Here is a 22954-nt window from a genome sequence, read left to right on the forward strand (position 1 = left end):
AGCTACAAAGGTGCCTAAGATTTTCTTAGAATATGCTACGGTTTTTGTTAAGTATTACTTAGATTTAGCGGCATTCTATATCCACTTCTTCAAATATCTATTGGAGATATTTTAGCTACACATTTGGCTATGGGGTTATATTTTTTGCTTGAAGCCATCTGTTGGCTGAGTGACCTGTGAGGCCAATAGTAAGCATCGCCCGCCAAAAATCGCGCTTCAGTAACGGGTATTTTTCAGTAAGTATTTCTATGAGCTGATTAACGTCGGTTGTGAATGTCAATTGTGGCGCTAACTTAAACGCATCCCTGAGTTGGCAAATAAAATCCTGAAGTTTTTCACCAGTATAGTACGCTACTATTTCGTCCTGTTCTCGAATCAGCAAAGCGAGCTCCTTTTGTTTCTCTACCATTCCTGCCATTTGATAGTCCTGATAAGCTTTCTGCTTATTTTTAAGCTCAATTTCTTGCTCTAACGTTTCAAGCTCACGCTCCTTTTCGCGTATCAATTCGTTAATGCGCTGATAATGCCGCATATTGATAGGTTTCCTGGCGTCTGCATTTCGATGTTTGGCAGCTTCACTTTTTCGCTCATGCTCTGGAGATATTTTGGCTACAAGACCTCTTTCTTGTAATAAATCAAAGTTTATAAAGCCATAAATACTTCTTTGGAAGTTTTCACCAATATTGACTAGCTTTGACTGGCTTAGCTGCTTTGTTGAATTGGATTGTTGCATATCTTTATCAAGAAACATTTTGCTGACTTTTTGAGGAATGGTCTCTTTCTGGCGTCCATTACACCAACCATCAATAAAATAGTGAACGTGCATTCGCACTTCATCGACATGCCCGATAATCGCGATTATCGGAAAATCATCAAAATAGTTATGCAACAACTTCTTAATTGAATTGATAAGGTCATCGACTGACAATTCTCCAGATAATTTCGAGAATCCTTCTGATATTGGGTCTTTGAGTGGGAATGTCAGGATCCCTTCTTGTACTATGGTACTTTTTTGGCTTGGGAAGTTAATTTGTCGCCTGGCAGCTTCAAACCTCTCTAATTGTGTAATCAGACGGGCTGCATTGCACGTTGATGGCAGTGCGAGCAATATTTCCTTAAAGCGTTGTGGTGTTATATCTCCGTTAAAGTATTTTCCAAGCGATACCGAAACATCATACCGAGTTTCGGGAGAAACAACCAAACAAGCTTTCTTCAGTGAGTTTTTTGCGGACGCCAATTTTCTGTTTCGCTCATTTGCGTCACCAGGCTTGGCATAATGTCTGACAATAGCATTAACTATCTCAGCGTTCTTGCCATTAAGCGTGATAGCTGAAAAGTCTTCAATGCTCCCAGTAGGCAAATCCAATTTACTTAAAAAGCTTTCACCAAAATAAACCCTATTGGCCGTAACCAACCTCTCATCCCACTTTAGAGCTTCCTCTTTTGCCGAAACGCTTTGTCCGACAACTCTAAAAGAGTGTGCGAGTGAGGACTTTAACGTATTACCTATTTCAGAACCAACATAATTTTTAGTTTTGAACAGCATCTTAATTTTTTTCACCTAACACCTCGTTATGTTTACTGTGGCGTTTCAAACTCTCAATTGAATTGAGAGACCACTGTAAATCAATCCAGTAAAGGTGTAATTGTTGAAATAAGCTGCATTTTGAAAATGAGCTGTTTTGCCGGCAAAGCCAAATCGCGTCTAGAGATTTGCAAAAATTTTTCTGTCAATTCCATATGCCACTCACAGAGTTGAGACGGCATATTCGAATAAATGTAAAACATGTTTATATTTATGAATTCAGCAGTAACACGTAATGGCCGGCACTAAATGCCGACCATGTTGCCCCCCTAAGAGCACGTCATTGATCCAGTACTGGATCAATAATACTAATTAGCCATTTATGCATTGATCGCATTTGAGCATTTAGATAAGCCCCCTCCGATTCATAGCATCATGCTCCCTCATTATTGGACGCTCAAAATGTCTTATTGGCACTCCAAATAAATCAGATATACTGTATATATGCACAGTTTTTGTAGGCAGATATGTCGATAGTATTTATTGGTAACGCCTATGTGAATGGTCGTATGTCCATCCCACTATTTGTCAGCAAAGTAAAAGCGGGTTTCCCATCGCCTGCACAGGATTACGTCGAGCGCACATTAGATTTAAACGAGCTGTGCATCCGTCACCCTAATGCTACCTTCTTCGTTCGGGTAGAAGGCGATTCGATGATAGAAGCCGGTATTTATGACGGTGACGTTTTGGTAGTCGACCGCTCTATTGATGCTGAGCATGGCGATATCGTCGTGGCAGCGGTGGGTGGAGAGTTTACCGTTAAAGAGCTATGCACCCGGCCGTCATTAATGCTGCTACCGCGCAACCCAGCCTATAAACCGATAAGGCCTCGCAACGGCGAAGAGTTGGATATCTTCGGTGTGGTGACAAACGTGATCCGGCAAATGAAGCGCAAATGACTAACCCTGTTTTTGCCCTTGTCGACTGTAATAACTTCTACGCCAGCTGTGAAAAACTGTTTCGGCCTGACCTAACAGACAAACCGGTCGTTGTGTTATCTAATAATGATGGCTGCGTGGTCGCCCGGTCGAAAGAAGCGAAGAAACTCGGAATTAAGATGGGTGTGCCGGTATTTCAGGTGCGTGAGTTAATCCAGAAACATGGTGTAGTAGCATTCTCTTCTAACTATGCCCTTTATGCTGATATGTCGCAGCGGGTAATGAACACTCTGGAAAGCCTTGCCCCAAGGGTGGAGGTGTATTCCATCGACGAATCTTTCCTGGATTTAACCGGCGTTGATTTTAACCAGAGCCTTACAGACTTTGGCATGCAGATACGAAAGGTAGTGCAGAAGTGGACGGGCATTACCGTCTGCGTGGGTATAGCACCAACCAAAACACTGGCAAAAATGGCTAACCATGCAGCCAAAACATGGCCGAAAACAGGTGGCGTTGTCGATATAACTGACAAAGTGCGCCAGCGTAAGTTATTGGCCCTATTGCCGGTAGATGAAGTGTGGGGTATTGGCGGAAAGCTGACTAAACGATTACAGCAGATGGGTATTAATACAGCACTGCAACTTGCTGATGCTGACCCTGAGTATATTCGTCAGCAATTTTCTGTTGTAGTTGAACGCACAGTGCGAGAACTGAACGGTGAAAGCTGTATTGCGCTGGAAGAGATGGCACCGACTAAAAAGCAGATTGTCAGTAGCCGCGCCTTTGGTGAACGCATAACCGATAAGCAGCAAATGCGTGAGGCAATTAGTGAATACGTTAGCCGGGCTTGCAAGAAGCTGCGCCAAGAGCAGCAAACCGCAAAACACTTAAAGGTATTCTTACGTACCAGCCCGTTTAGCGATAAAGATGCGCCCTACAGCGCCAGCAAAAGTATTGAACTCGACACACCAAGTAGCGACACACGAATCTTTCTTGCCCATGCAATGAAACTATTGGATGGCCTATGGCTAAACGGTTACCGCTATGCCAAAGCAGGAGTAATGCTAGCCGACTTCTACGATCCTGGCGTTTATCAGCCCAGCTTGTTTGATGAGCCGTTAGTTGTAAAGGAGTCAGACCAGAAACTGATGCAGCTGATGGATATTCTTAATAGCAAAAACAGCAAAACCCTATGGTTTGCCAGCCAAGGCACTAGGCAAGAATGGGGAATGAAGCGCGAGCTACTCTCGCCAGCTTACACAACAAACTGGCGAGAGTTACCAGTGGCTAGATAACTTATAGCGCTAAATAATAAAAGTATGAATCACTCAATCTCTTGTACCCCAAAGACTCGTACAACGCTTGCGCTGTGGTGTTATCAATTTCAGTCTGCAAGCAAAGCCCTTTTGCGTTGGTGACTGCTGCCAAATTTCGTGCAGCTTCCATCAGTCTTCTGGCAAGCCCCATTCGCCTTGAGTTAGGTGTGACATAAAGATCGTTTAATATCCACGATCTTTTTGCGGAAATTGAGGAAAAGCTTGGATACAACTGGGTAAAACCAACAGCTAATCCTTCATAGTTTTCAGCAACAAAGATTACAGATTCGTTATTAAGTAGCCGTTGTGAGAGAAAGTCGATTGCCATAGCTATGTCGCTCTTTTGGCGATAAAAAACTCGGTATTCGTTAAACAAAGGTGCAATCTTGGCAACATCACCCTCGAGAGCTCTTTTTACGTAAACTTTCATAAATATTCCAAACCCTATTAAATGGTACTCAAAGCTTGCTTGATAATGTCTGGTAATGTTTAGTCAGATTGCTATGCAGCTCATAATTCGCTCTGTCATTATGCGAATTAAGGGTAGATAGATACTGTAAACTCGATAAGTAACTTTTCCACGAAGCATTATCTTGCTGGTTAATAACTTGCTGGGCTAAGTTATTGCCTGCTCTGGCTTCCGATTTCGGACGCAATACCAAATTAAAAAACAGTGCGTTTTTTTCCTTCTCTGATATCGAGGGATCATTTTGAACTTGGTGAAGATACTGCTGCACAGTTTCCGGATAGTTTGAGGAAGCCTCATCGGATAACCAGGACGTCAACGATACCTTAGTTCCTTCTGCCAGAGCCGACTCTGTAGCAGCTTGGTGCGGTATATGTGTGTTAACTGCAGGTACGGAGTGAGATTGCCGAATATGTTGTAGCGAAACCATATTATGCTCCGGTCGCTTTTATAAAAAATATGCGAAATGGTATGGTCAAGTTAACCGGAACAGGTATTACAGATACAGTAAGAGAATGTAAGAACTAAAATCCAGCGGCTTTAGAACCCAGCGTCAATTTGACCAGCTGTTGACCTAGATGCACTATTTTCTTGGTATTTACATGCTCATTAAGTGCAGCACTACAAATCGCACCATTAAACAGCTGAAATAACGCATCTACCATGAAGGTTATATCGCTTTCTGTAATGCTAAGGTTTTGAGCAGAGCAATATGCTTGAACAAACTGAGTTACCTCAAGCTTTAGCTTACGACGGAATGGCATAATTTTCTGATGCAACTCAGTATTTGTAGCGACCTCAGCCAGCACTGTAACTGTTAACGTTGCCCCCCCCGAAGTCACAATACGATCTAAGTCACCAAACATTAACTCTAACAGCCGCATAACAGCAAAAGTATCAGCGGGAGACAGCTGCTTTAATAACTCAATGGCTGATTGCAAGTCTCGTTCAGCCATTTGCTGCAGTATCGCCTCCTTACTAGGAAAATAGTTGTACACGGCTCCCGCACTTAACTGAACTTCGCGCAAAATGTCACGCATGGTAGTACGATGAAAACCAGACCGACTAAAACACGATGCAGCAGCAAATAGGATCTGCTCTTTTCGAGCGTCTAATGCTTGCTGGGTAACTTTGGGCATATCCTAACCTCCCGATAAATAGCCTGCGAACTTACTCTTTCAAATTGATTATGTCCAGCCTGCTCACAGATTCGACAAAATCTCTTGCGCAAATATTATCCAAACCATAAAATAGAACGGTAGTTCGTTTTATGGTGAAAATATGAAAAAGATTATTTTGATTATTGCTCTTGTTGCATTATTCGGTTTACTAGCTCAGTTAGCCAGCAACTTGTACATGTCTCGTGTTTACCAAACTCCGGGCAGCTATGTGCAAACATCGTCGGGCAGATTGCATGTCAATTGCACCGGTAGCACATCATCACCTCTTATTGTACTGGAAGCAGGGGCTATAGGCTGGAGTCAAACCTGGAGTTGGGTGCAACCTGCTTTGGCAAAGAAATTTCGGGTGTGCAGCTACGACAGACCTGGCCTGGGTTGGTCTGACAGTCATGAAACGCTTGATGCCGAAACAGCTGTGATGGCTTTGCATCAGGCTCTGAAAGAGGCAGGAGAGAGCTTATCCAATATTACCTTGGTAGGTCATTCCTATGGAGCCATTGTAGTCAGAGCTTTTGCTGCAAAGTACCCACACCTCGTAAATGCTCTTGTTTTTGTCGATGGCTCGCATCCGGATCAGTTTGCAATTCTACCCGAAAGCTTTGTGCAAAAGGCAAAGCAGTTTAATGACTTACTAAAGCCTTTAGCTTACCTGTCTTATACTGGGATAGTACGATTGGTAAATCCGCTCGGGCAACTCGCCAGCGAATTACCCGATAACACGCACTTTGCTGTGCGCTACTTTGGATCCAGCCCCAAACATCTGCTAAGCGCCTATACCGAAATGCAGCTGTGGCAACAGAGTGCTGAGCTGGCGAAGTCGGCATCTCTAAGCCATACCCCACTGCTTATTATCAGCGCAGCCAAAATGCCGGATGCTACAGAGCACGAATATCAAGCCTGGCTTTCCTTACATAAATCAATGTTGTCACTCAGTAACAGGCCCAAGCACCTTATAATTGATGGTTCAGATCATTACTCGCTTTTAATGAATCCACATCATGCAGCAAGATTAGCACAGCACATTTCAAAATTTATCAATGCAGTACTCAAACCATAATGCTTTGTAAACGTTCTACGAGACGCCCAACAAAGCTGGTTACAATATACACAGAAGAAAATAAACTGGGCGATGAAATAATGCAAGACTCAACGACTAAGCGAATACTGCAACTTGAAGGTGCGCTGGTGTTATTCATGTCAATATTGTTATTTAAAGACAGCTCATATAGTTGGTGGCTGTTTGCCGGGCTATTTTTTCTACCCGATGCACTGTTGCTTGGCTACCTCTTGAGTTCAGTTGTAGGGGCTAATCTGTATAACTTGAGCCACAGCTACAGCATCCCCTTACTTCTGGGGGCATTGTTACTACGGCAAAGCCCCCAACATTTACCTTTAGTATTAATCTGGACGGCACATATTGGCTTCGACCGTATGCTGGGCTATGGCTTGAAACTGCAAAAGGGGTTTCGCTTTACCCATCTTGGCGTTATAGGAAAAGCCAATTCAGTCAACCTTTAAACTTCTACTACCCTCAAAGTCGCAGGAATATTCTCAAGATAGTTCTTATGCACGCTGATCTCGGTTCCATCGTGCAGGATGAGCCGGGCGTCATTGCTGTTGAGCTTGATAAAACGAATAACAGTGTTGAGATTTACTATCTGTCCACGGTTTACTTTCACGAAATCAGCCGGGTTCAACTGGTTTAACAATGCAGCCTGCGTGATCCGAAATGGGTAGGCACGTCCTTTAACATACAAGTCCTGATAATTACCTGCGGTTTTGATGTAGTCGACCTGAGATAACTTGATCAGAAACTCTTGGTTCAACATTTTCACCAGCACTTGCGTGAGGTAAGGCTCTGCAGAGTCTGATGTTTCTGGCAAATCCGGTGCTTGTGCCAATTTAGACGCTTCACCACGCCAACGTCGTATTACAAAGCGGTATGTCTCAAAAAGTATGATAAAGAACAAATAAAGCCGCACGTCTTTAGCATACTCATATAGCAAATTTGACGCGTGCCAATCAAAAAGATAGCTCTCACCGGCAAGCTGATACACAAAGGAGCGCATAGCTACCATGAGCACCAGGTGTAAGGCACAAAATAGTAAACTGGCCAGAAAGTGGCGCAGCATCTGCAACCTCAAGCCCTGTATGCGTAAAGGATATTGCTCACTTAGCCAGATTAACCCTGGCAGTATTATCAGCACTGATAAAGCACTGCTAATTTCCCACAGCCAGGGTTTCCAAAATGCGATGCCGGTAGCTGATTTTTCGACATAGGCAACGTAGCCATTAGCCAGCATATTCAGGCAAAAAAACAAGGCCAGCAATAGCACTTCACACTGCCACTTGTGTTTCAAATACCAGGTTAAAAACGCCGACTGCGCCATAGAATGCTGCCAATAATCATCCCAGAAAACCTAAGTTTATCCCAGAAATACCATATTAAGCACCACTATTACCGCTTTGTCACTGTTCATTGGTCAGTAAAACCGCTCTCGCTCAAACTGCGCTGGTACACAACACAGTTTGGAGTTTTGCATATGAACGTTAACAGAAGGTATGACATCGACGCACTTCGGGTACTCGCATTTGGTATCTTGATTTTGTACCACTGCGGAATGTTGTTTGTCCCTGGCTGGGGCTGGCACATTAAAAGCAGCTATCAGGTTGAGGCGCTACCCTCAATAATGCAGTTTTTTAATGCCTGGCGTATGCCGCTGTTGTTTTTGGTGAGCGGTGCAGCCATCGCGCTGGCAAACCCGCAGAGGCGACTTGCAGACTTCATATCTTCCCGTACCTTTAGGTTGCTGTTTCCGCTTTTGATGGCGATGATATTTACTGTCCCCCTTCAGGCTTATGTGCAGGCCGTTGCAAATGGCAGTGTTGAAGCCGGTTTACTGCGCTTTGTAGTGAATTACTTTACCTTTCAACCCTGGCCGCAAGGTGCCTTTGATGGCTCAGATGTAGGTTTTACCTGGAATCACCTGTGGTATCTGCCTTACTTGTTTGCTTATACCCTGTTGTTAGTTGGTCTGCTGAAGCTTAAAACCCTAATGGGTTTAACGCTAAAGTCTGTATCAGTTAGCACAGTCTCGTTTATCAGTGCCATTTTTCTGGTTTTTATCGTTGCGTTGAAGCTTTGGGTTAAACCGCATTTTCCAGAGACTCATGCGCTTTACAACGACTGGTATGCCCACCCTTACTACTTTGGCTTCTTTATCTTCGGCTACATGTTGGGCAGACCTGCTTGCGGCAACATATGGCAGAAAATGGCAGACAGCCGTTGGATTTTATTAGCGGTTGCACTATCAAGTTTTGCTATCTGGTCAGGGCTAAAGCAATGCAACGACCTGCAAGTTAACCTGTGGCTGTTCGCACCTGCAGCAGGAGAACTTCAATTAGCCGGGGCAAGTTACATGCTGTGTGGCACAACCATGAGAACGATAGTACATTCACTTTATAGCATCAGTATGATTGCCGCAATTTTGGCTTTCAGTTTTAAGCATCTTAACAAGTCAGATTCAGCCGTTGCACGTTACAGCCAGGCCATCTTCCCATGGTACATTTTGCACCAGACACTGATAGTGCTGTTAGCTTATTGGTTAGTGCCGTTAAAACTCGGTGTATTAGCAGAAGCTATGCTGGTTGTTAGTGGTACTTTTATCGGCTGCTATCTGTTATACCGGTTTATCATTATGCCGCTGCCATTTTTACACAGTGCGTTTGGCATATTCTCCAAGAGGTAAAGACTTTGGCAAGCGCGGTTAGAATGACCGCGCTTGCTTTATTGAAGATTTTACCGCTGTACCCTACCTTACAAACCACCTAGCCATTGAACAATAAGATTACTGACTTTGGTGTCAAACCCCTCTGGCAAGCTCGCGTACAACTTCACATTGCCATCAGTCGTTGGTTGAAACATATGGTTGTAATCAGGCAGTACGACAAACTTATTTGCCGGATGCGGACACGCTACTATCGCTTGTTTTAAGCCCTGTACATTCTCTGCTGCAGGTACTTGCACATCTTTATCGCCATTAAGTACCAGCACCGGCGCACACACCTTTTGCCAATATTGGGTAGGATCTGTCGACAAAATCGAGAATAACGCTTTGTCATTTACATTTTTGATATCCAGCGTGTAAGCATCTGCACCAAACTGTTGATAAACCTCACGCTGCTGCTCGTTTAAATTAGCCAAAAGTGCTTTTGCTTGCTGTAAACGCTGCTCATCATCTTCAGCATTAAGCACAATACGATAATAGTCAGCTGCAATCTGCTGCAACAGCTGTGCCTGCTGCTCAGTCGCGCCACGACCGATAGACTCAGTTTTATCCTGCAGCACGATCGCATCGATGCCATTTAAACCCACTCCACCAAGAGAAATAACAAAATCAGGCCTGATTTCAGGAGCCGCCATAGCCACCACAGTTGCACCTTCACTATGGCCCGCTAAACCAATATTTTTCGGCTTAATCGACTTCATCGTTTTTATGAGTTCAAAGGCCGCTTGAGTATCCTTGACGTAATCCTCAACCATGGCCTGGGTATAATCGCCCCCCGAGCGACGTACGCCGCGCTTATCGAAGGTAAATAGTGCTATCCCTTGTTTGGCTAGCTCAACACCTAAATTCCGATAAGGTTTTTTGCCTGCGAAAGATGCATCACGATCTGTTGGGCCACTACCACCCGCCAGAATAACCACCGGAGCCCTCTTATCATTAGCAGGGTGATACAGCGTACCACTCAATCTAGTGCCATCAGCCGAGTAGAAGTACAGATTGCGTATCTCTGATACCTGAGGTGGCAACATTGCCAGATGGTTATCGTGGCTCAAACTCTCCGCCGGACATAACGACACTGGCAGCGATATACCTTGATTAAGCTCGCCAGTTAAACAGCCCTCATCATGCTTCAACTGCATAGAAGCGCCCAGGGTAGGTAATTTGAACGACCAACCGTCCCCGGATTTGGTTAGCCCGGTGACCGGAATATTCTGAGAGCCCTGAGCCGGACTTCTAACATTAGCAGTGGTTAAACTGTCAGCTTTAAATGTTTCAAACTCCAGTGGCATCTGCTGGCCATTTGGTAATGCGATATGCCCAGCCCATTTTAAATGCTCCTCAGCCGCATGTGCGATCAAGGATATTGAGCCTAATAGCGCCGCGAGTATGGTTTTCTTCATTGCCTTTTCCCTAAAATTATTTGCCAGAGCACCCAAGCGCTTCATCCGGCAGCTTTAAAAAATGACTGTAACAACGCACGATTAGTGAAAATTAAGAGCGGGTTACCGCCAGCTTTATGTCATAAAAACTCACATCAAACCCTGGCCCTTTAGGGCTGCAAGCATAGACACCCAAATCCAAACCGTCAGAACGTCTTAAATGTGAAATATCCAACATCCGAAGTTGCTGCCAATCCGTGCCAACCAACGCATACACCAAGGCATTATCGCCTTCTACTACCAACTTGTAGTGCTGATGTTGCATCGTTGGTACACGGCAGGTAGACCAATCAGACAAGCCAAATTTTGTATTCACCGCGCCCAACCAACTACGCTCGTGTGTTTCAAATTCAGCAGATATCTTTAGCCAATTTTCAGCATTACCCCGAAGCATAATGCCCGCCTGGTCATAGCGTGTGCCCTGTAATGCACTCAGGCAAATTTCATACTCAAATGCCTTTGCATCTAATGTTTGGTAGAAAAAGTGGCCATTATCTTTACGCATCTCATAATGCGTTTTTTGCCAAAAATCTGTTTCAGCATCGGTCTTAAAAGAGAGCTTATTCTCCATCAGAACCGTGATGTTTTCTGGGCGTTTTAACCACTCATAGCTGTAAAAACTCATGGTTACTCCTAAAACAGATAGTCCAGTGAAACAACCGCTACGCGCGTATAGCCGGCGTCAATCATGGGCGAATCTTTGATTTTTTGATCAAGTGCAACGGTGCGGAAAATGGCGTTTAATCTGAGATTGTTACTCAACCCGTAGTGCATGGAGATAGAGCCAAAAGCCGATGTCGTTCGTCCTGGCTGATATGCCGCAAGTTGGCCTGACTCCCCCTCGCCCACACCGTAATAGAAGTTCGCCACACTGGCATCCGTTAATCGAACGCCAACAGAGGGCACAACGGACATTCGCTCTGAGAATTGCAGCGGATAGCTGTATGCTGCTACCGCTGTATACCCATCAGATGTATCTGAAATATCATGAGTAAGGCTTGTCGTCACAGCCCCCCACGCTGAATGATGTGATAGCCTAATACCGGCCATCACACTAATGTCTCTGTCTGCTAAGCTGCTCAGGTTTGCATCGTTTGATTTACTCGCATCAAACACCTCATCCCCCGGTTCGAGTAAAGCCTCTACTGAAACACCCAACACATCCATCAATCTGTAGCTGACTGAAAACCCGGAAAATGAAAGCCGTTCGCCTTGATAGCTAAAAAGTGGCGCTAAAAGCTCAGTAGGTGCAGTACCACGATACGCGGATTGATAGTGTACTGCTCCCACCCCTACAGACCAGGCAGCCGAAGATTCAACCTCTGCCTGATTAGCAAGACAAACACCACTTACAAATATACTGCTTACTGCCAACGCTAAAAATTTCATACGTAATTACCTGAACAAAAATTGCGGCAAGTATAAAGCGGGGTAAACTATTTACTGTAAGGGCCTGTCAGAGCGCCATTAATGACTTGATACAATTAAGCTTTCAGATATTACGGTTTTAAACACTTATGCTCTGTAAGCTAATGTCAGAGAAAACATGCAAAATGTATTGATGGGATAAATTGCTGTGCACCAACCTTGTTTGTTAATAGTCGAAGATGATCAGCGCATAGCCACGCTTATTGCTAACTTTCTCCAAAAGGAAGGTTTCGACACTGAAATTGCGTTGGATGGCAAACAGGCGCTAAGCGCGTTCTCAGCAGGCAATTTTGACCTGATTTTGCTTGATCTGATGCTTCCCGATACAGAAGGGACAACACTGGCAGCTCAATTAAAGGCCCTAAAAGACTGCCCTATTCTTATGCTGACCGCTATCGATGATGAATTGCAGGAAGTCCAGGCACTTGACGCAGGTATTGATGATTATTTACCCAAACCTGTTCAGCCACAAAGACTACTGGCCCGGGTAAAAGCACTACTTCGGCGCGTAAAGGTTGAACATCCTGTTCAAGAAACTTCTCTGACAGTGAATGAGATTAGCCGTGAGGTTTCTTATCTTGGTCAAAAAGTACTGCTCACCGACGCAGAGTTCGACTTGTTAGATTTTTTTCTAAAAAATCCAAACCAAAAAATCAGTCGGGAGCAGTTGATTAAAGGTTTACGTGGTTTTGATTATGACGGCCTCGACCGCTCCATTGATATGCGGGTATCGGCGCTGCGAAAAAAACTCAACGATGAACATGCGCCATATCGGTTAATAAAAACGATAAGAGGATTTGGCTACCTGTTTGTTATGCCGGGCAGCAATGGCTAATGACTAAGCTTTTTTTAAAGTTCTACCTACTGATTATTTTTGGCTTTATTGGCGCACAGCTGGTACTTAGCGTGCTGCTAAATAGCGTACTGGAGCGAGAAATCGCCAATGATGTGCTAACCACCTCTCAAGGTGTCAGCAATCTGTTAAAACAAAAATTTGTTGGGCAACCCATAGCGTCATGGCCTGATATTTTAACCACACTGCAATCACAATTTGGCTATCCACTGACGTTAGAGCCTGTTAACACGTTAACACTATCTGATGTGGCCAATTCGCAGCTGACATCCTATGGCCGCGCCGTCCTGGCTGATGTGCCGGTCGCTGGCCAAACACCGGTAAAAGTTATTACACTACTAAATGACGATACTGTGCTGGTACAGCATATCAGCGGCACACTGGAGAATGCCTTACCGCTACAACTACTCCCTATATTTGTTTGGCTGCTGAGTCTTGCCCTTTTTGTATTTCTTGTCACTTATCCACTTTACCGGCGCTTAAGGAAACTGTCAGATATTGCCAATCAGGTTGCTAATGGCCAGTTTGATGTGTCGTTTACACCCTTTGTACAAAAAGAAACAGCTGAATTAGCGCAAGCCTTCGAGCAATTAGTAACTCGCATAAAATTGCTGCTGGATAACCAAAAGTTGTTTTTACGCATCGTAGCCCATGAGTTTCGCACTCCCTTAACGCGGGTACACTTTGCCTTAGATGAGCTAAAAACTAACGCCAACTTGCAACAAATTGCCGACATTAATGCCGATTTGGACGAACTTAATGACATGCTAACTGAACTTGGTCGGTATGTGAAAATTAACGATGAGTTAGAGCGTCGGCATCAAGGAGAGTTATACAATGCTAATGCGGCTCTGGAGCAACAAATAATGCAGCTGCGACAAGCTCACCCTGATTTGGCTATCAGCTTGTCTTGGCAAGGATCAGAAACAATATTTGCTAACCCCAAGCTTAACCATTACTGCATTCGTAATCTGTTAGCCAATGCAGCAAGATTTGCCCACAATTCAGTGACCGTAACATCAATAAATAGCGAGAGTGGTCTGCAGTTGGTTATTGAAGATGACGGCGAAGGTGTAAGCGATGACATGCTCAGTAAACTGGGCACGCCTTTTGTTCGGCATGCCTCCAAAGGCGGTCTCGGTCTCGGATTATCTATTGTGCAGAACATTGCTCAAAAGCTTGATGGCGAGCTTAAATTTAACCATGCTTCACCGCAAGGACTAAAAGTTCAGCTATTTATTCCCACTTTTAGTAAGCCTTTGTAAGGCGTCACCGCATTCTCAAATAGCTGTGGCAAAGTAGCTAAAAATAATCAGTTAAGCCATTATGCCACAGGTTCAGATCCTGCCGTGTCAGCCATCTGACGTACCAGATGTCGTTACATTCTGGTATCACTGCACGTGCCAACATCAGGCTTTCATCAGCCAACAATACTGGTGCGAAATTACGCCTCATATTACCGATTTATTGCTGCAACATTACCAAAACAGTCTTATTGCTGTTGCTAACAATCGCCTGGTTGGCTTTATTACAGCAATAGATAAAGAGCTCGCTGCCCTGTTTGTTGACAGTGGCATACAAAGAACCGGCATAGGCTCTGCACTTCTGCAACACATGGCGCAACAGACCAAACTTAACTTGGTAAAAGTGTATGCACTTAACGGGAGCGCTATTGCTTTCTATCACCGCCACGGCTTTCGTGAGGTATCGCGCCAACTTCAACCAGAAACCAACCAACTTTTAATCACCATGCAACGATAACTGAAGGAGCCGACATGCAAATTTCTTCCAACAAGGCTATCCGCTTACCCGATCAGACAGAACTAAAACAGCGGGTCAGTGAGTTTAAGCAACAAGTTGCCAACAGTGATGGTGTCTTGGCTGCATTTGAATTTCAGTTAAGAAATCAGGATGACTTCTTTGCTCAACTCGATTTTTTGCGAAATGCGGAAAACTTCCAGCCGCCGCAATTCAACCAAAACAAACTTGGGCTGCCACAACAAACAAGCGGAACCACGACTGAGCAACAAGATAAACTGGAGCAATACGCTAAACAAAGACTGCCTAGTTTCATAGATGAAGTGTTCACTAAGTTAGCCATGCGTGGCAACGCCAATGCTGCAGGCACAGCCCTAGATGAAGAAAAGGCCTACCTTAGCAACCAAATCGAACAAGCGATTAATGCAGACGATCCAAATACTATTTACGATACACTGCAAGCGAACTTGTATTCGTTATCAGAGGTACTGTTTAGCGAAGCACAGTTTATGAGCATGATGCAAAACTTTGACGCTACAAAGCCTTTTAACACTCAAGCGGGTATTGCCGGTGAAGTAGGCAGTATACAGGCACGCTATGACCAGGTTTATGCGCAAATAGCCGAAAAAAATGACGATACTGCCTTTGTCGAACTGTTAAAAAAGCGTCGTGAGGAATTTATAAAACCGCTTGAGAAAAATCTGACGCAAGTGCTTGGCTTTAATCCCTATAAAGAGCCGTCATTTAACAGCCACTATAATGCCAGTGCTGGCATGCCACTTAGCCTGTATGACGGCTTTACCCGCATAAAATCGATCAACATACTGGTTTAACACTAAGGACGCTCATGCCGCATATCAGAGTCGAAATAACAGACAACTTAAGCATTGACCATAACAAGTTGTTAGCCGCCATCAACCGCACCCTGACATGCAGTGGCGAATTTAATGAGGCCGATATTAAAAGCCGTGTTGTTATGCTCCACTATTATTTGGCAGGTAATGATGCCTCTGCAGGCTTTGTCCACTGCCAGCTTGAGCTTATGACCGGACGCAGTGACGCAATAAAAATCTCGCTTGCTAAAGCACTGCTGGACACTCTGACGGATCATATGCCTAAATCAGCAAATGCAATCCAAAGCAGTGTTCATGTCACTGAGCTTAACCCGGCATGCTACACCAAGGCGATTTTTAATAAGCAGGAAATGCCTACCCTTAGATCGTAAGCTTGTGTAATCAATTTGCTGCTTGGTGCATTTACCAAGCCTTACCACAGCGATAAACGTTAAAGCATAAAATCGGCGCTCTTTTATAAGGAGCGCTTATGCTTAAATATGTTTATACGTTATTGATTATCTGCTCTGTGTTACTAGCCAGTAGTCACACCCTGGCCCAGACGCCTGTCAAGTCAATTACAGCCAATGAGCTAGAGATTTGGTTTGATGGCTGGCTAAATCATGAGGTTAAACATCAGGATTTGGCCGGCATTGCAGTAAGTGTTGTGCAAAATGGGCAAGTTGTTTTTAGTAAAGGCTACGGTTATGCCGATGTTGGATCAAAAACGGCACTGACCGCTGACCATCTGGTGCGTCCAGGCTCTATAGCCAAACTGTTTACCTGGACTGCTGTTATGCAATTAGTTGAACGTGGCCAGCTAGCGTTAGATGCGGACATTCGTCAGTACTTAGATTTTGAGCTGCAACTGCAGTTTAATGAACCTGTGACCATGCGTCATTTAATGACACACACTGCAGGCTTCTCGGAGGTTGCTAAAGGGTTATTCGCCTCGCAAACCAGCCCAAACAGTAACGAGCTTTGGCTTAAAGCGTATACCCCAACACAAAGCTTCAAACCTGGCACTGTGCCATCTTATTCCAACTATGGCGTTTCCTTAGCTGGCTATATTGTAGAGCGTATTTCGGGCCTACCCTTTGAAGATTACGTCGATACCGCCATTTTCAAACCACTTAGCATGCAGGGTGCCAGCTTCAAAAATCAGTTTGATGACAAAGCAAAAAAGATGCTGGTATCCAGTTATGCGCTGGCTAGTCAACCGGCTAAACCTTTTGAGGCTATCGCAGGAACTCCCGCCGGTTCGCTTTCGATATCAGCCAATGACATGGCCAAGTTTATGATTGCACATCTTAACGACGGAAAATGGCAAGATACTCAGCTGCTGTCAGCAAACACCATTAACCTGATGCATAACTATGCCGCAATTAATATTCAGGGTTTAAATGCGATGGCACTTGGTTTCTATCGGGCTGACCGCAACGGCCACACTATTATTGGCCATGGCGGCGACACTCTTTATCATCATAGTGATTTAAAACTATTACCCGACTTTAATACCGGCATCTTCGTCAGTATCAGCGGTATTGGCAAGGATGGCGCTGCATATAAACTACGCCCGGCTATCATTAACCGCTTTATTGACCGCTACTTTCCCTGTTTTAGCTGTACGGAAGTGAATGACCAAACAGAAGTACTTGCAGACAGCGAAATACGCGCTGCTAAGGTCGCCGGTAATTACATCTCCAGCCGCACCAGCTTTGATACCTTGTTGCAAGTTGGTAACTTGTTTCAGCAACTCAGCGTTACGGCATTACCTAATGGGGACCTTCTGATACCCGCCTTTGCTCAGCCAAGCGGCCAGCCCTGGATTTGGCGTGAGATATCTCCGTATCTTTGGCAACAAATCGGTGGCCAGGAAAAAATATCGGTATCACTCGATGCCAATGATAATGTCATAAAGTTATCTACCAGCTCATTAGCCCCGATAGCGAGTTGGATGCCTGCAACGGCCCAGCAAAACTCAAGCGTACACCTGTTGTTACTGAGCCTCTCAGCCTTAACAGCCTTGGGCGCCTTAATTAATTTGATTGCCGAGAAGTATATTTGCGTGCGTTACAGCTTAACGCTTGAGAAAGCCAAGTTTTACGCGCATTCACGCATCGCCGCTCTAATGCTGCTACTTGCATTAGCATCATGGGGGTTAGTCCTAACAATGATGTCTCAACTTAATGCTTCAGATTTGGTCATAAGAATCGCGCAACTTCTGACTCTGGCAAGCATAGTAGGAACATTCTTTACTGGTCGCTATACATTTGCTCAGCTGCGACACGGAACCGGAAAATGGAAAAAATTACGTGCATTGCTGCTGCTACTAGGCAGTATTTATTTCGCGCTACTCACCATTAGCAACGGTATGTTAGGTCTATCGCTTAATTACTAAGCAAAACTGACAATTACTTACAGTAAACAGATGCAAGAGCTGAGAATATAGCGCCTCTAGCGCACATCCTGGTGTTACAGACCTTTGCCGCCTTCGGGCGGCTTTTTTTCACGTGAATATTTTTACGTCTTCCACTGATTATTAAATTCATAAAAATGCTTATTAGCGAATAAAGCGGTTAATCGAATTCTTTCACTCCATTAAGTGGCGCATACTACCCTTATCTGACCTTAAAAAGTGATCAACAAGTTATGTGCGGCAGACTTAACGTTATTGACGATCCTGGTGTAAGAGAGCTTTGTGAGGGGCTGCAGATCCAGCTATTCCCTGAGCGCCCAATTTTCGGTCGGTTTATCCGAGCTACTAACCAAGTCAGTATTGTTAGAGAAAAAGACGGAATTCGCCGAATGGACAATGCTATTTGGTGGCTGCTTTTAGAGCCTGCCGATACCGGCTTCAAGCCGTCAAAATATACGTCGTTTAACACCCGCTACGATAAACTTAACGTTAAAGGCTCTGCTGGCTACCAGGCATACCGTTATAGTCGCTGCATTATACCGGCCAAAGGCTTTGGCGAAACAGAGTATGTGAACAACAAGCCACTGCACTATTACGACCTGATAGCAAAAGATGGCGCAATGCTCCTGGGCGGCTTATGCCGGGAATGGCTTAACAAAAATACCGGCGAAACCGCATTATCTTGCTCTGTTATTACCCTGCCGCCTAATCCTAAGCTGATGCATATTCATAGTAAGGCATCACCTCTATTACTACCTCTGGATTCTGATTTGGTAAACCGCTGGCTGGACGAGAGCATTACGGACACGGATGAATTTACACCGCTGCTGCAACCCCATATTCCGTATGACTTACTTGCCCAGCAGATTGATAAACCCAGCACTTATCAGCCTATAGCAGAGCAATTCACCATCTTTAGTGACTAGCCCAAGCTATCACCACATTAAATTTTACATTTGGTTGACCATAATGCATCATTACGTATTCAGAAAAGGATGCATTATGAAGAAACTTTCTACCGGATTGCTAGCAGTATTACTTAGTGCTTGCTCAGTAAATGCCGATACCACGTTATCATTCGGTGCTGATTTCAAGCTCACCCTGCCACAAACACTAATGACCGGAGCATCGGTATTCTCGAGTGATGAGTTGTCAGTAAAGACCGCCAGCAAGCAGCTGTTCTCGGGTAAGTTGCAATCAGTTGACTCTGAGAAGCTCCCGCCGGATTTTAATATTCAGCAGTACCCAGACTATTTATTGCAGCGCACCCCGCTGACAAACTTACCCGCTGAAATTGCAGCATTATTTCAGCAGAGCAGTGAAGAAGTGAACTACAGCTATGACCTGGCTAATCTTGAAATACAAGACGTCAATCAGGGCAAGCTATATAGCCTTTGCAAAGAGCTTTTTATGGGGTTGAGTTATAAATAATCGTGTTGCTGCTTCAATCAACTTATGACGGGTGTCATGGTGTAAATCAAGGTTCTTCATGATTGAACAGAATCGTCGCCGTCACGCCATCTAAATCATTTGGGGTAAGACTAAATATCCAATTTAGTTTTTTGCAAATGTCTTTAACTAGCACCAAACCGATACCATGCCCTAACGATTTGTCAGAATGAGTAAGGTCAGTGCCAGCTGAGTTAGAGACGGTAATCCTGTTACTCTCAGTTCTTATACAAACTACCCCGCCGGCAGCATGAATACAGGCATTGCTTAGCAAATTCCCAACTAAAACATACACTAACACATCAGGAGCTTGTACCTGAGTCTCGTTTTGAACATCAATTCGTAAAATAACATCACCGCTTTGGATGCGCTGTTGGTGGTCTGCTACCAGCTGTGATATCCAATCATGGTCAATAATCATTTCTTGCCGGAAATCGATTTTTTCGCGCGCTAGAATGAGAAAAGTATTGATGAGTCGCTCCATTGAGAGGCTAGCGTTTGTGAGCTTGGAGCAATATCTGACAACCTTGGGATCATTTACCTCAGATAACAGTTTCGTTGCCATCTTTATTATCGTTAAAGGTGTGCGAAGCTCATGGCTAGCATAACTTGTAAATGCCCGTTCACGCCGCAAAGCTTCACTTAATCTATTGCGGTAATCATTAATGCTCTCTTGAAGGATAGTGACTTCTTTATTGGTCTTAGACGATAGCCGTATTTGCGACAAGTCCTCCGGTTGAGATCTTTGCAATTGCTCAGATAATTTAACAAGCGGCAAGGATAACGTTGTAGCAAGCTTTAGCATGAAATATGACGATAAAAAAGCCACGAACAATCCCACGACCAACAGTGTCGAAGAGATGTGGCTCAACTCATCACTGTGCGTCTCTGATTGTGTGAGGTCTTCCACAATATACATTTTTTGGCCAGACAACGAAGTTGTTGCTAGGACCAACAGACTAACCTCACGTCCATCAAATTCCGTATCCACCTCTCGCAGGCCTGTCCAAATCGGACCGATCTGAGCTCTAACCCACTGTGGCAATGTACGAAAATCGTTGTAGAGCGTTATTAGTCCATCAATTTTGACTGGGGTGCTAGTATTGGTCGACTCCGCTTTTGCCACAAGTGAGTGGCTAATCTGAGTCAGTCGTCTCTCAGCAAATTGATCCTCCGCGTTGAATAAAATCACTTCGATCACGATATAGTAAAAACTTAGGATCATAAGGATGCCAATTAAATAGGCGCCGGCAATTTGCGTTTGTATTCTGGTATTGCCCATTATCCCTCTCTTGTCACCGATGAAAGGCAGAGCTGATAACCAAATTTAGGAATGGTCTGCAATATCACATCCGAGCTAACTTTCTCAAACTGTGCTCGAAGTTGATAGATGTATCGGCGAAGAAGGTCTGCATCGGGCTGCTCTTCAGGCCACGCGGCGTATTGTAAATCTGAGCGACTGACAGGATCAGGCGCTTTTTGCATTAACAGTTTTAATAATTGCGCCTGAATAGGCGATACGCATATCGAGGATGTCGGCCCTGAGAGCTCACGATTTTTACTGTTAAATGTGAGACCAGAATACGTAAGCTTATTCTCCGATCCGGCCGTCGTTGCCCGTCTGACAGCCGCTCTGACCCGGGCGTAAAGGACGTCAGTATCAAAAGGTTTGATCACGTAGTCATCTGCCCCTCTATCCAGGCCTTTAATAATATCTGAGTGGGTGTCCCGCGCCGTCAACATGATTATCGGGGTGCTTACCCCTTGTTCTCGAAGCATGTTGCAGACTTCATACCCATTAAGCCCAGGCATCATGATGTCTAAAATAATCGCATCATAGGTATTCGATAGCGCTAAGTTAAGACCTTGCTTACCATTTGAGGCGTAGTCCATTTCACACCCTTTCATCTCAAAATAGTCAAAAAGGAGCTCGGCCACATCTTTCGTATCTTCCACGACAAGTAACCTCATGGCAGATCCCCTTTAGTGCATTCAAAGAGTGATTTTGATGAATTCGAGCGCACCTTCTGGCAAGTATCATGCTCGGGTCCGTTTGTCGAAACCCAATAGTATTGCTCATCCTGGCGTAACCATTTTTCAAGCTCTGAAAGGTCATTAATTACGACAGCTCGGCCATTGCTGTAAAAGCGACCGGAGAAGGTAAGTTTTGTGTCATAGACGATGATCTGATCATCCTTTATGTCTTGTAGCAAAAATTTATCGGTTTTCTTAGTCAACAATCGCTGATTATTGATTGCCAACGCTATTAGAAGTACAGCAAAGGCGGCGACCATAACAATAATGAATTTTCTTTGTGCATACGTTTTGAGATTTATCGTAAGTAATGCGGCCACAGGAACAGCGCTTGGGAGAACATAAGCGGGCAAAATATTCCCGGCGAGTGTGAATAACAGAGGCGAGGCAAGCAGCCAACTGAGTAAAAAGGCGTTAAGATCCCCAAATGCATTTGTTTTTTTGATTGATTGGTATAAAGCACACAGTGCGACGAGTAGCCAAACAAAGAGACCTTGCACAAAGAATAACCAGATCGTACCTAAAGGCTCGTTATGCGCCGTACCATAGCGATCACCTTCCCAGCCAGTATCAATAAAGCGCAGCACATGTTCGCCAATAAAGAAATAGTTAAGAAATCCTGGATGAACGATTTCGACAGCGATAAACCACGGAGCGCTGAGCACAACGCCAATTCCAAGGGCAACAGCCCAAGGGGCAATGTTGAAATGTGCAAGCGCTCTGCGCTGGATGAGCAAGAACATTCCAATCGTCATTACCCAAAGTACAATAATGAGCGGGCCTTTAGCCAACATACCGATAAGCAGACCTATGCCGATATTTATGCTCGCATAACCAATTTTGTTCTCCTGTCTGGACAACAGTGACCAGCTGTTTGTCATGCAGATAGTAAGCCCAAGTACTAATAGCATGTCCGTCATTACCATTGCCGAAGATACCCAGAGCACTGGCGTTGCGCTTAACACGCCAACACTGAACAGTGCCGCTCGCACCCCAGCCTGATGTTTTACAAACACAGCCGTAACCCAAAGGACACAGAGGGAAGCAAGAAAATGAGGCAATCTGACGGCCCATTCAGAGAGACCGAAAAATCGCATTGATAAGGCACTTGCCCAAGTATGTAGCGGCGGCTCACCGAGAAACGGCTCATTGTAGTTGAATTGCGGGATCAGCCAATCTTGAGTGTCAACCATCAATCTCGCAATTTCGCCATACCTTGCTTCAGTCGTGTCGAAAAGTGGCAGAGCCTGCATTAAGTAAAGACGTGAACCTAGTATTGCGACAATAGCTAAACACATTAATGGAATAAAAAATCGCCTGACTAATTGCATTGTTTTAGCCTCATAAGACCTCTTGATTGGTTTGGGTCTACAAAATATGTTTCTGCCACATGCTCAGTAAGCAAAAATGCCAGCCCACCGTTAACATTTTTAAAATGTAATATTCACGTAATCTAGAGTCAGGATTAATACCAACCTTCCACGATAAGGAACACCAAGGAAAGTAGAAATTGTGGTACTTTTAGTT

General features: G+C 44.5%; 24 protein-coding genes. 13 read left to right on the forward strand and 11 right to left on the reverse strand.

What is annotated here, in order from left to right:
- Nucleotides 1-127 precede the first annotated feature (127 nt).
- On the reverse strand, nucleotides 128-1561 hold the full coding sequence (locus ABGI61_RS08210) for a hypothetical protein (RefSeq protein WP_347599627.1): 1434 nt from the start codon (nucleotides 1559-1561) through the stop codon (nucleotides 128-130).
- A gap of 491 nt (nucleotides 1562-2052) precedes the next feature.
- On the opposite strand from ABGI61_RS08210, the gene umuD reads away from it, so the two are divergent.
- Both umuD and umuC read left to right on the forward strand, forming a co-directional pair.
- Entirely contained in the window at nucleotides 2053-2484 is a 432-nt protein-coding gene (umuD, locus tag ABGI61_RS08215; protein WP_347599630.1) for a translesion error-prone DNA polymerase V autoproteolytic subunit, read from the forward strand.
- Entirely contained in the window at nucleotides 2481-3758 is a 1278-nt protein-coding gene (umuC, locus tag ABGI61_RS08220; RefSeq protein WP_347599632.1) for a translesion error-prone DNA polymerase V subunit UmuC, read from the forward strand. Before umuD ends, umuC begins: the two co-directional genes overlap by 4 nt.
- 1 nt (nucleotide 3759) lies before the next feature.
- Here umuC and ABGI61_RS08225 read toward each other — a convergent pair whose 3' ends face one another.
- The 3 genes from ABGI61_RS08225 to ABGI61_RS08235 form a co-directional block, all read right to left on the reverse strand.
- Entirely contained in the window at nucleotides 3760-4209 is a 450-nt protein-coding gene (locus tag ABGI61_RS08225; protein ID WP_347599635.1) for a GNAT family N-acetyltransferase, read from the reverse strand.
- 28 nt (nucleotides 4210-4237) lie between these two features.
- Nucleotides 4238-4675 (reverse strand): hypothetical protein, encoded by a 438-nt coding sequence (locus ABGI61_RS08230; protein WP_347599638.1) that lies wholly within the window; start codon nucleotides 4673-4675, stop codon nucleotides 4238-4240.
- Between the two features lie 94 nt (nucleotides 4676-4769).
- Nucleotides 4770-5384 carry a TetR/AcrR family transcriptional regulator gene (locus tag ABGI61_RS08235; protein WP_347599640.1) on the reverse strand — a complete coding sequence of 205 codons (615 nt, stop codon included), beginning with the start codon at nucleotides 5382-5384 and terminating at the stop codon, nucleotides 4770-4772.
- Nucleotides 5385-5526: 142 nt separating this feature from the next.
- Between ABGI61_RS08235 and ABGI61_RS08240 the strand changes: the two genes are divergently transcribed.
- Both ABGI61_RS08240 and ABGI61_RS08245 read left to right on the forward strand, forming a co-directional pair.
- Nucleotides 5527-6483, forward strand: coding sequence for an alpha/beta fold hydrolase (locus ABGI61_RS08240; protein WP_347599642.1), 957 nt, complete (start codon nucleotides 5527-5529; stop codon nucleotides 6481-6483).
- Nucleotides 6484-6563: 80 nt separating this feature from the next.
- A complete protein-coding gene (locus ABGI61_RS08245) occupies nucleotides 6564-6944 on the forward strand; it encodes a DUF4260 domain-containing protein (RefSeq protein ID WP_347599645.1) in 381 nt (126 codons plus the stop codon).
- On the opposite strand, the gene ABGI61_RS08250 is transcribed toward ABGI61_RS08245, so the two are convergent.
- Nucleotides 6941-7762 carry a LytTR family DNA-binding domain-containing protein gene (locus tag ABGI61_RS08250; protein WP_347599648.1) on the reverse strand — a complete coding sequence of 274 codons (822 nt, stop codon included), beginning with the start codon at nucleotides 7760-7762 and terminating at the stop codon, nucleotides 6941-6943. The two genes, ABGI61_RS08245 and ABGI61_RS08250, sit on opposite strands and share 4 nt — an antisense overlap.
- 207 nt (nucleotides 7763-7969) lie before the next feature.
- Here ABGI61_RS08250 and ABGI61_RS08255 point away from each other — a divergent pair, with 207 nt between their 5' ends.
- Nucleotides 7970-9175 carry an acyltransferase family protein gene (locus ABGI61_RS08255; RefSeq protein WP_347599652.1) on the forward strand — a complete coding sequence of 402 codons (1206 nt, stop codon included), beginning with the start codon at nucleotides 7970-7972 and terminating at the stop codon, nucleotides 9173-9175.
- Between the two features lie 68 nt (nucleotides 9176-9243).
- Here the strand turns inward: ABGI61_RS08255 and ABGI61_RS08260 are convergent, their stop codons facing one another.
- The 3 genes from ABGI61_RS08260 to ABGI61_RS08270 form a co-directional block, all read right to left on the reverse strand.
- Nucleotides 9244-10614, reverse strand: coding sequence for an alpha/beta hydrolase family protein (locus ABGI61_RS08260; RefSeq protein ID WP_347599655.1), 1371 nt, complete (start codon nucleotides 10612-10614; stop codon nucleotides 9244-9246).
- Nucleotides 10615-10705: 91 nt separating this feature from the next.
- The gene (locus ABGI61_RS08265) at nucleotides 10706-11278 is read right to left on the reverse strand and encodes a DUF1349 domain-containing protein (protein WP_347599658.1); all 573 of its coding nucleotides are present in this window, start codon (nucleotides 11276-11278) and stop codon (nucleotides 10706-10708) included.
- 8 nt (nucleotides 11279-11286) lie between these two features.
- Nucleotides 11287-12042, reverse strand: a complete 756-nt coding sequence (locus tag ABGI61_RS08270; protein WP_347599661.1) for a MipA/OmpV family protein — start codon at nucleotides 12040-12042, stop codon at nucleotides 11287-11289.
- 187 nt (nucleotides 12043-12229) lie between these two features.
- Here ABGI61_RS08270 and ABGI61_RS08275 point away from each other — a divergent pair, with 187 nt between their 5' ends.
- The 8 genes from ABGI61_RS08275 to ABGI61_RS08310 all read left to right on the forward strand — a co-directional run bounded on the left by ABGI61_RS08275 (nucleotide 12230) and on the right by ABGI61_RS08310 (nucleotide 19375).
- Nucleotides 12230-12916: a response regulator transcription factor gene (locus tag ABGI61_RS08275; RefSeq protein ID WP_347599664.1), complete on the forward strand. Its 687-nt coding sequence runs from the start codon at nucleotides 12230-12232 to the stop codon at nucleotides 12914-12916.
- Complete coding sequence (locus ABGI61_RS08280) at nucleotides 12916-14199, forward strand: ATP-binding protein (protein WP_347599667.1); 1284 nt, start codon at nucleotides 12916-12918, stop codon at nucleotides 14197-14199. The genes ABGI61_RS08275 and ABGI61_RS08280 overlap by 1 nt, the downstream gene beginning before the upstream one ends.
- Nucleotides 14200-14260: 61 nt before the next feature.
- Entirely contained in the window at nucleotides 14261-14695 is a 435-nt protein-coding gene (locus ABGI61_RS08285; protein ID WP_347599670.1) for a GNAT family N-acetyltransferase, read from the forward strand.
- Nucleotides 14696-14811: 116 nt separating this feature from the next.
- Complete coding sequence (locus tag ABGI61_RS08290) at nucleotides 14812-15525, forward strand: hypothetical protein (RefSeq protein ID WP_347599673.1); 714 nt, start codon at nucleotides 14812-14814, stop codon at nucleotides 15523-15525.
- Between the two features lie 14 nt (nucleotides 15526-15539).
- Nucleotides 15540-15917 (forward strand): 5-carboxymethyl-2-hydroxymuconate Delta-isomerase, encoded by a 378-nt coding sequence (locus ABGI61_RS08295; RefSeq protein WP_347599676.1) that lies wholly within the window; start codon nucleotides 15540-15542, stop codon nucleotides 15915-15917.
- A 98-nt stretch (nucleotides 15918-16015) separates the two neighbouring features.
- The gene (locus ABGI61_RS08300; RefSeq protein ID WP_347599679.1) at nucleotides 16016-17926 is read left to right on the forward strand and encodes a serine hydrolase domain-containing protein; all 1911 of its coding nucleotides are present in this window, start codon (nucleotides 16016-16018) and stop codon (nucleotides 17924-17926) included.
- Nucleotides 17927-18177: 251 nt separating this feature from the next.
- Entirely contained in the window at nucleotides 18178-18870 is a 693-nt protein-coding gene (locus tag ABGI61_RS08305) for an SOS response-associated peptidase family protein (protein ID WP_347599682.1), read from the forward strand.
- 76 nt (nucleotides 18871-18946) lie between these two features.
- Nucleotides 18947-19375: a hypothetical protein gene (locus ABGI61_RS08310; RefSeq protein ID WP_347599685.1), complete on the forward strand. Its 429-nt coding sequence runs from the start codon at nucleotides 18947-18949 to the stop codon at nucleotides 19373-19375.
- A gap of 46 nt (nucleotides 19376-19421) precedes the next feature.
- Here the strand turns inward: ABGI61_RS08310 and ABGI61_RS08315 are convergent, their stop codons facing one another.
- The 3 genes from ABGI61_RS08315 to ABGI61_RS08325 are packed head-to-tail and all read right to left on the reverse strand — an operon-like array spanning nucleotide 19422 to nucleotide 22758.
- Nucleotides 19422-20675 (reverse strand): sensor histidine kinase, encoded by a 1254-nt coding sequence (locus tag ABGI61_RS08315; protein ID WP_347599688.1) that lies wholly within the window; start codon nucleotides 20673-20675, stop codon nucleotides 19422-19424.
- Nucleotides 20675-21364: a response regulator transcription factor gene (locus tag ABGI61_RS08320; protein WP_347599691.1), complete on the reverse strand. Its 690-nt coding sequence runs from the start codon at nucleotides 21362-21364 to the stop codon at nucleotides 20675-20677. Before ABGI61_RS08320 ends, ABGI61_RS08315 begins: the two co-directional genes overlap by 1 nt.
- Entirely contained in the window at nucleotides 21361-22758 is a 1398-nt protein-coding gene (locus ABGI61_RS08325) for an ArnT family glycosyltransferase (RefSeq protein ID WP_347599694.1), read from the reverse strand. The genes ABGI61_RS08320 and ABGI61_RS08325 overlap by 4 nt, the downstream gene beginning before the upstream one ends.
- Nucleotides 22759-22954 lie beyond the last annotated feature (196 nt).

Source organism: Rheinheimera fenheensis (genome assembly GCF_039871805.1).
Classification (GTDB): Bacteria; Pseudomonadota; Gammaproteobacteria; order Enterobacterales; family Alteromonadaceae; genus Alishewanella; species Alishewanella fenheensis.

Excerpts from the sequence above, each read along its gene's own strand:
- ABGI61_RS08235 (WP_347599640.1), bottom strand. The coding sequence starts at position 5,384 with ATGCCCAAAGTTACCCAGCAAGCATTAGACGCTCGAAAAGAGCAGATC.
- ABGI61_RS08245 (WP_347599645.1), top strand. The coding sequence starts at position 6,564 with ATGCAAGACTCAACGACTAAGCGAATACTGCAACTTGAAGGTGCGCTG.
- ABGI61_RS08320 (WP_347599691.1), bottom strand. The coding sequence starts at position 21,364 with ATGAGGTTACTTGTCGTGGAAGATACGAAAGATGTGGCCGAGCTCCTT.
- ABGI61_RS08305 (WP_347599682.1), top strand. The coding sequence starts at position 18,178 with ATGTGCGGCAGACTTAACGTTATTGACGATCCTGGTGTAAGAGAGCTT.
- ABGI61_RS08270 (WP_347599661.1), bottom strand. The coding sequence starts at position 12,042 with ATGAAATTTTTAGCGTTGGCAGTAAGCAGTATATTTGTAAGTGGTGTT.
- umuD (WP_347599630.1), top strand. The coding sequence starts at position 2,053 with ATGTCGATAGTATTTATTGGTAACGCCTATGTGAATGGTCGTATGTCC.
- ABGI61_RS08315 (WP_347599688.1), bottom strand. The coding sequence starts at position 20,675 with ATGGGCAATACCAGAATACAAACGCAAATTGCCGGCGCCTATTTAATT.
- ABGI61_RS08260 (WP_347599655.1), bottom strand. The coding sequence starts at position 10,614 with ATGAAGAAAACCATACTCGCGGCGCTATTAGGCTCAATATCCTTGATC.
- ABGI61_RS08300 (WP_347599679.1), top strand. The coding sequence starts at position 16,016 with ATGCTTAAATATGTTTATACGTTATTGATTATCTGCTCTGTGTTACTA.
- ABGI61_RS08230 (WP_347599638.1), bottom strand. The coding sequence starts at position 4,675 with ATGGTTTCGCTACAACATATTCGGCAATCTCACTCCGTACCTGCAGTT.
- ABGI61_RS08225 (WP_347599635.1), bottom strand. The coding sequence starts at position 4,209 with ATGAAAGTTTACGTAAAAAGAGCTCTCGAGGGTGATGTTGCCAAGATT.
- ABGI61_RS08295 (WP_347599676.1), top strand. The coding sequence starts at position 15,540 with ATGCCGCATATCAGAGTCGAAATAACAGACAACTTAAGCATTGACCAT.
- ABGI61_RS08265 (WP_347599658.1), bottom strand. The coding sequence starts at position 11,278 with ATGAGTTTTTACAGCTATGAGTGGTTAAAACGCCCAGAAAACATCACG.
- ABGI61_RS08285 (WP_347599670.1), top strand. The coding sequence starts at position 14,261 with ATGCCACAGGTTCAGATCCTGCCGTGTCAGCCATCTGACGTACCAGAT.
- ABGI61_RS08255 (WP_347599652.1), top strand. The coding sequence starts at position 7,970 with ATGAACGTTAACAGAAGGTATGACATCGACGCACTTCGGGTACTCGCA.
- umuC (WP_347599632.1), top strand. The coding sequence starts at position 2,481 with ATGACTAACCCTGTTTTTGCCCTTGTCGACTGTAATAACTTCTACGCC.
- ABGI61_RS08325 (WP_347599694.1), bottom strand. The coding sequence starts at position 22,758 with ATGCAATTAGTCAGGCGATTTTTTATTCCATTAATGTGTTTAGCTATT.
- ABGI61_RS08240 (WP_347599642.1), top strand. The coding sequence starts at position 5,527 with ATGAAAAAGATTATTTTGATTATTGCTCTTGTTGCATTATTCGGTTTA.
- ABGI61_RS08280 (WP_347599667.1), top strand. The coding sequence starts at position 12,916 with ATGACTAAGCTTTTTTTAAAGTTCTACCTACTGATTATTTTTGGCTTT.
- ABGI61_RS08310 (WP_347599685.1), top strand. The coding sequence starts at position 18,947 with ATGAAGAAACTTTCTACCGGATTGCTAGCAGTATTACTTAGTGCTTGC.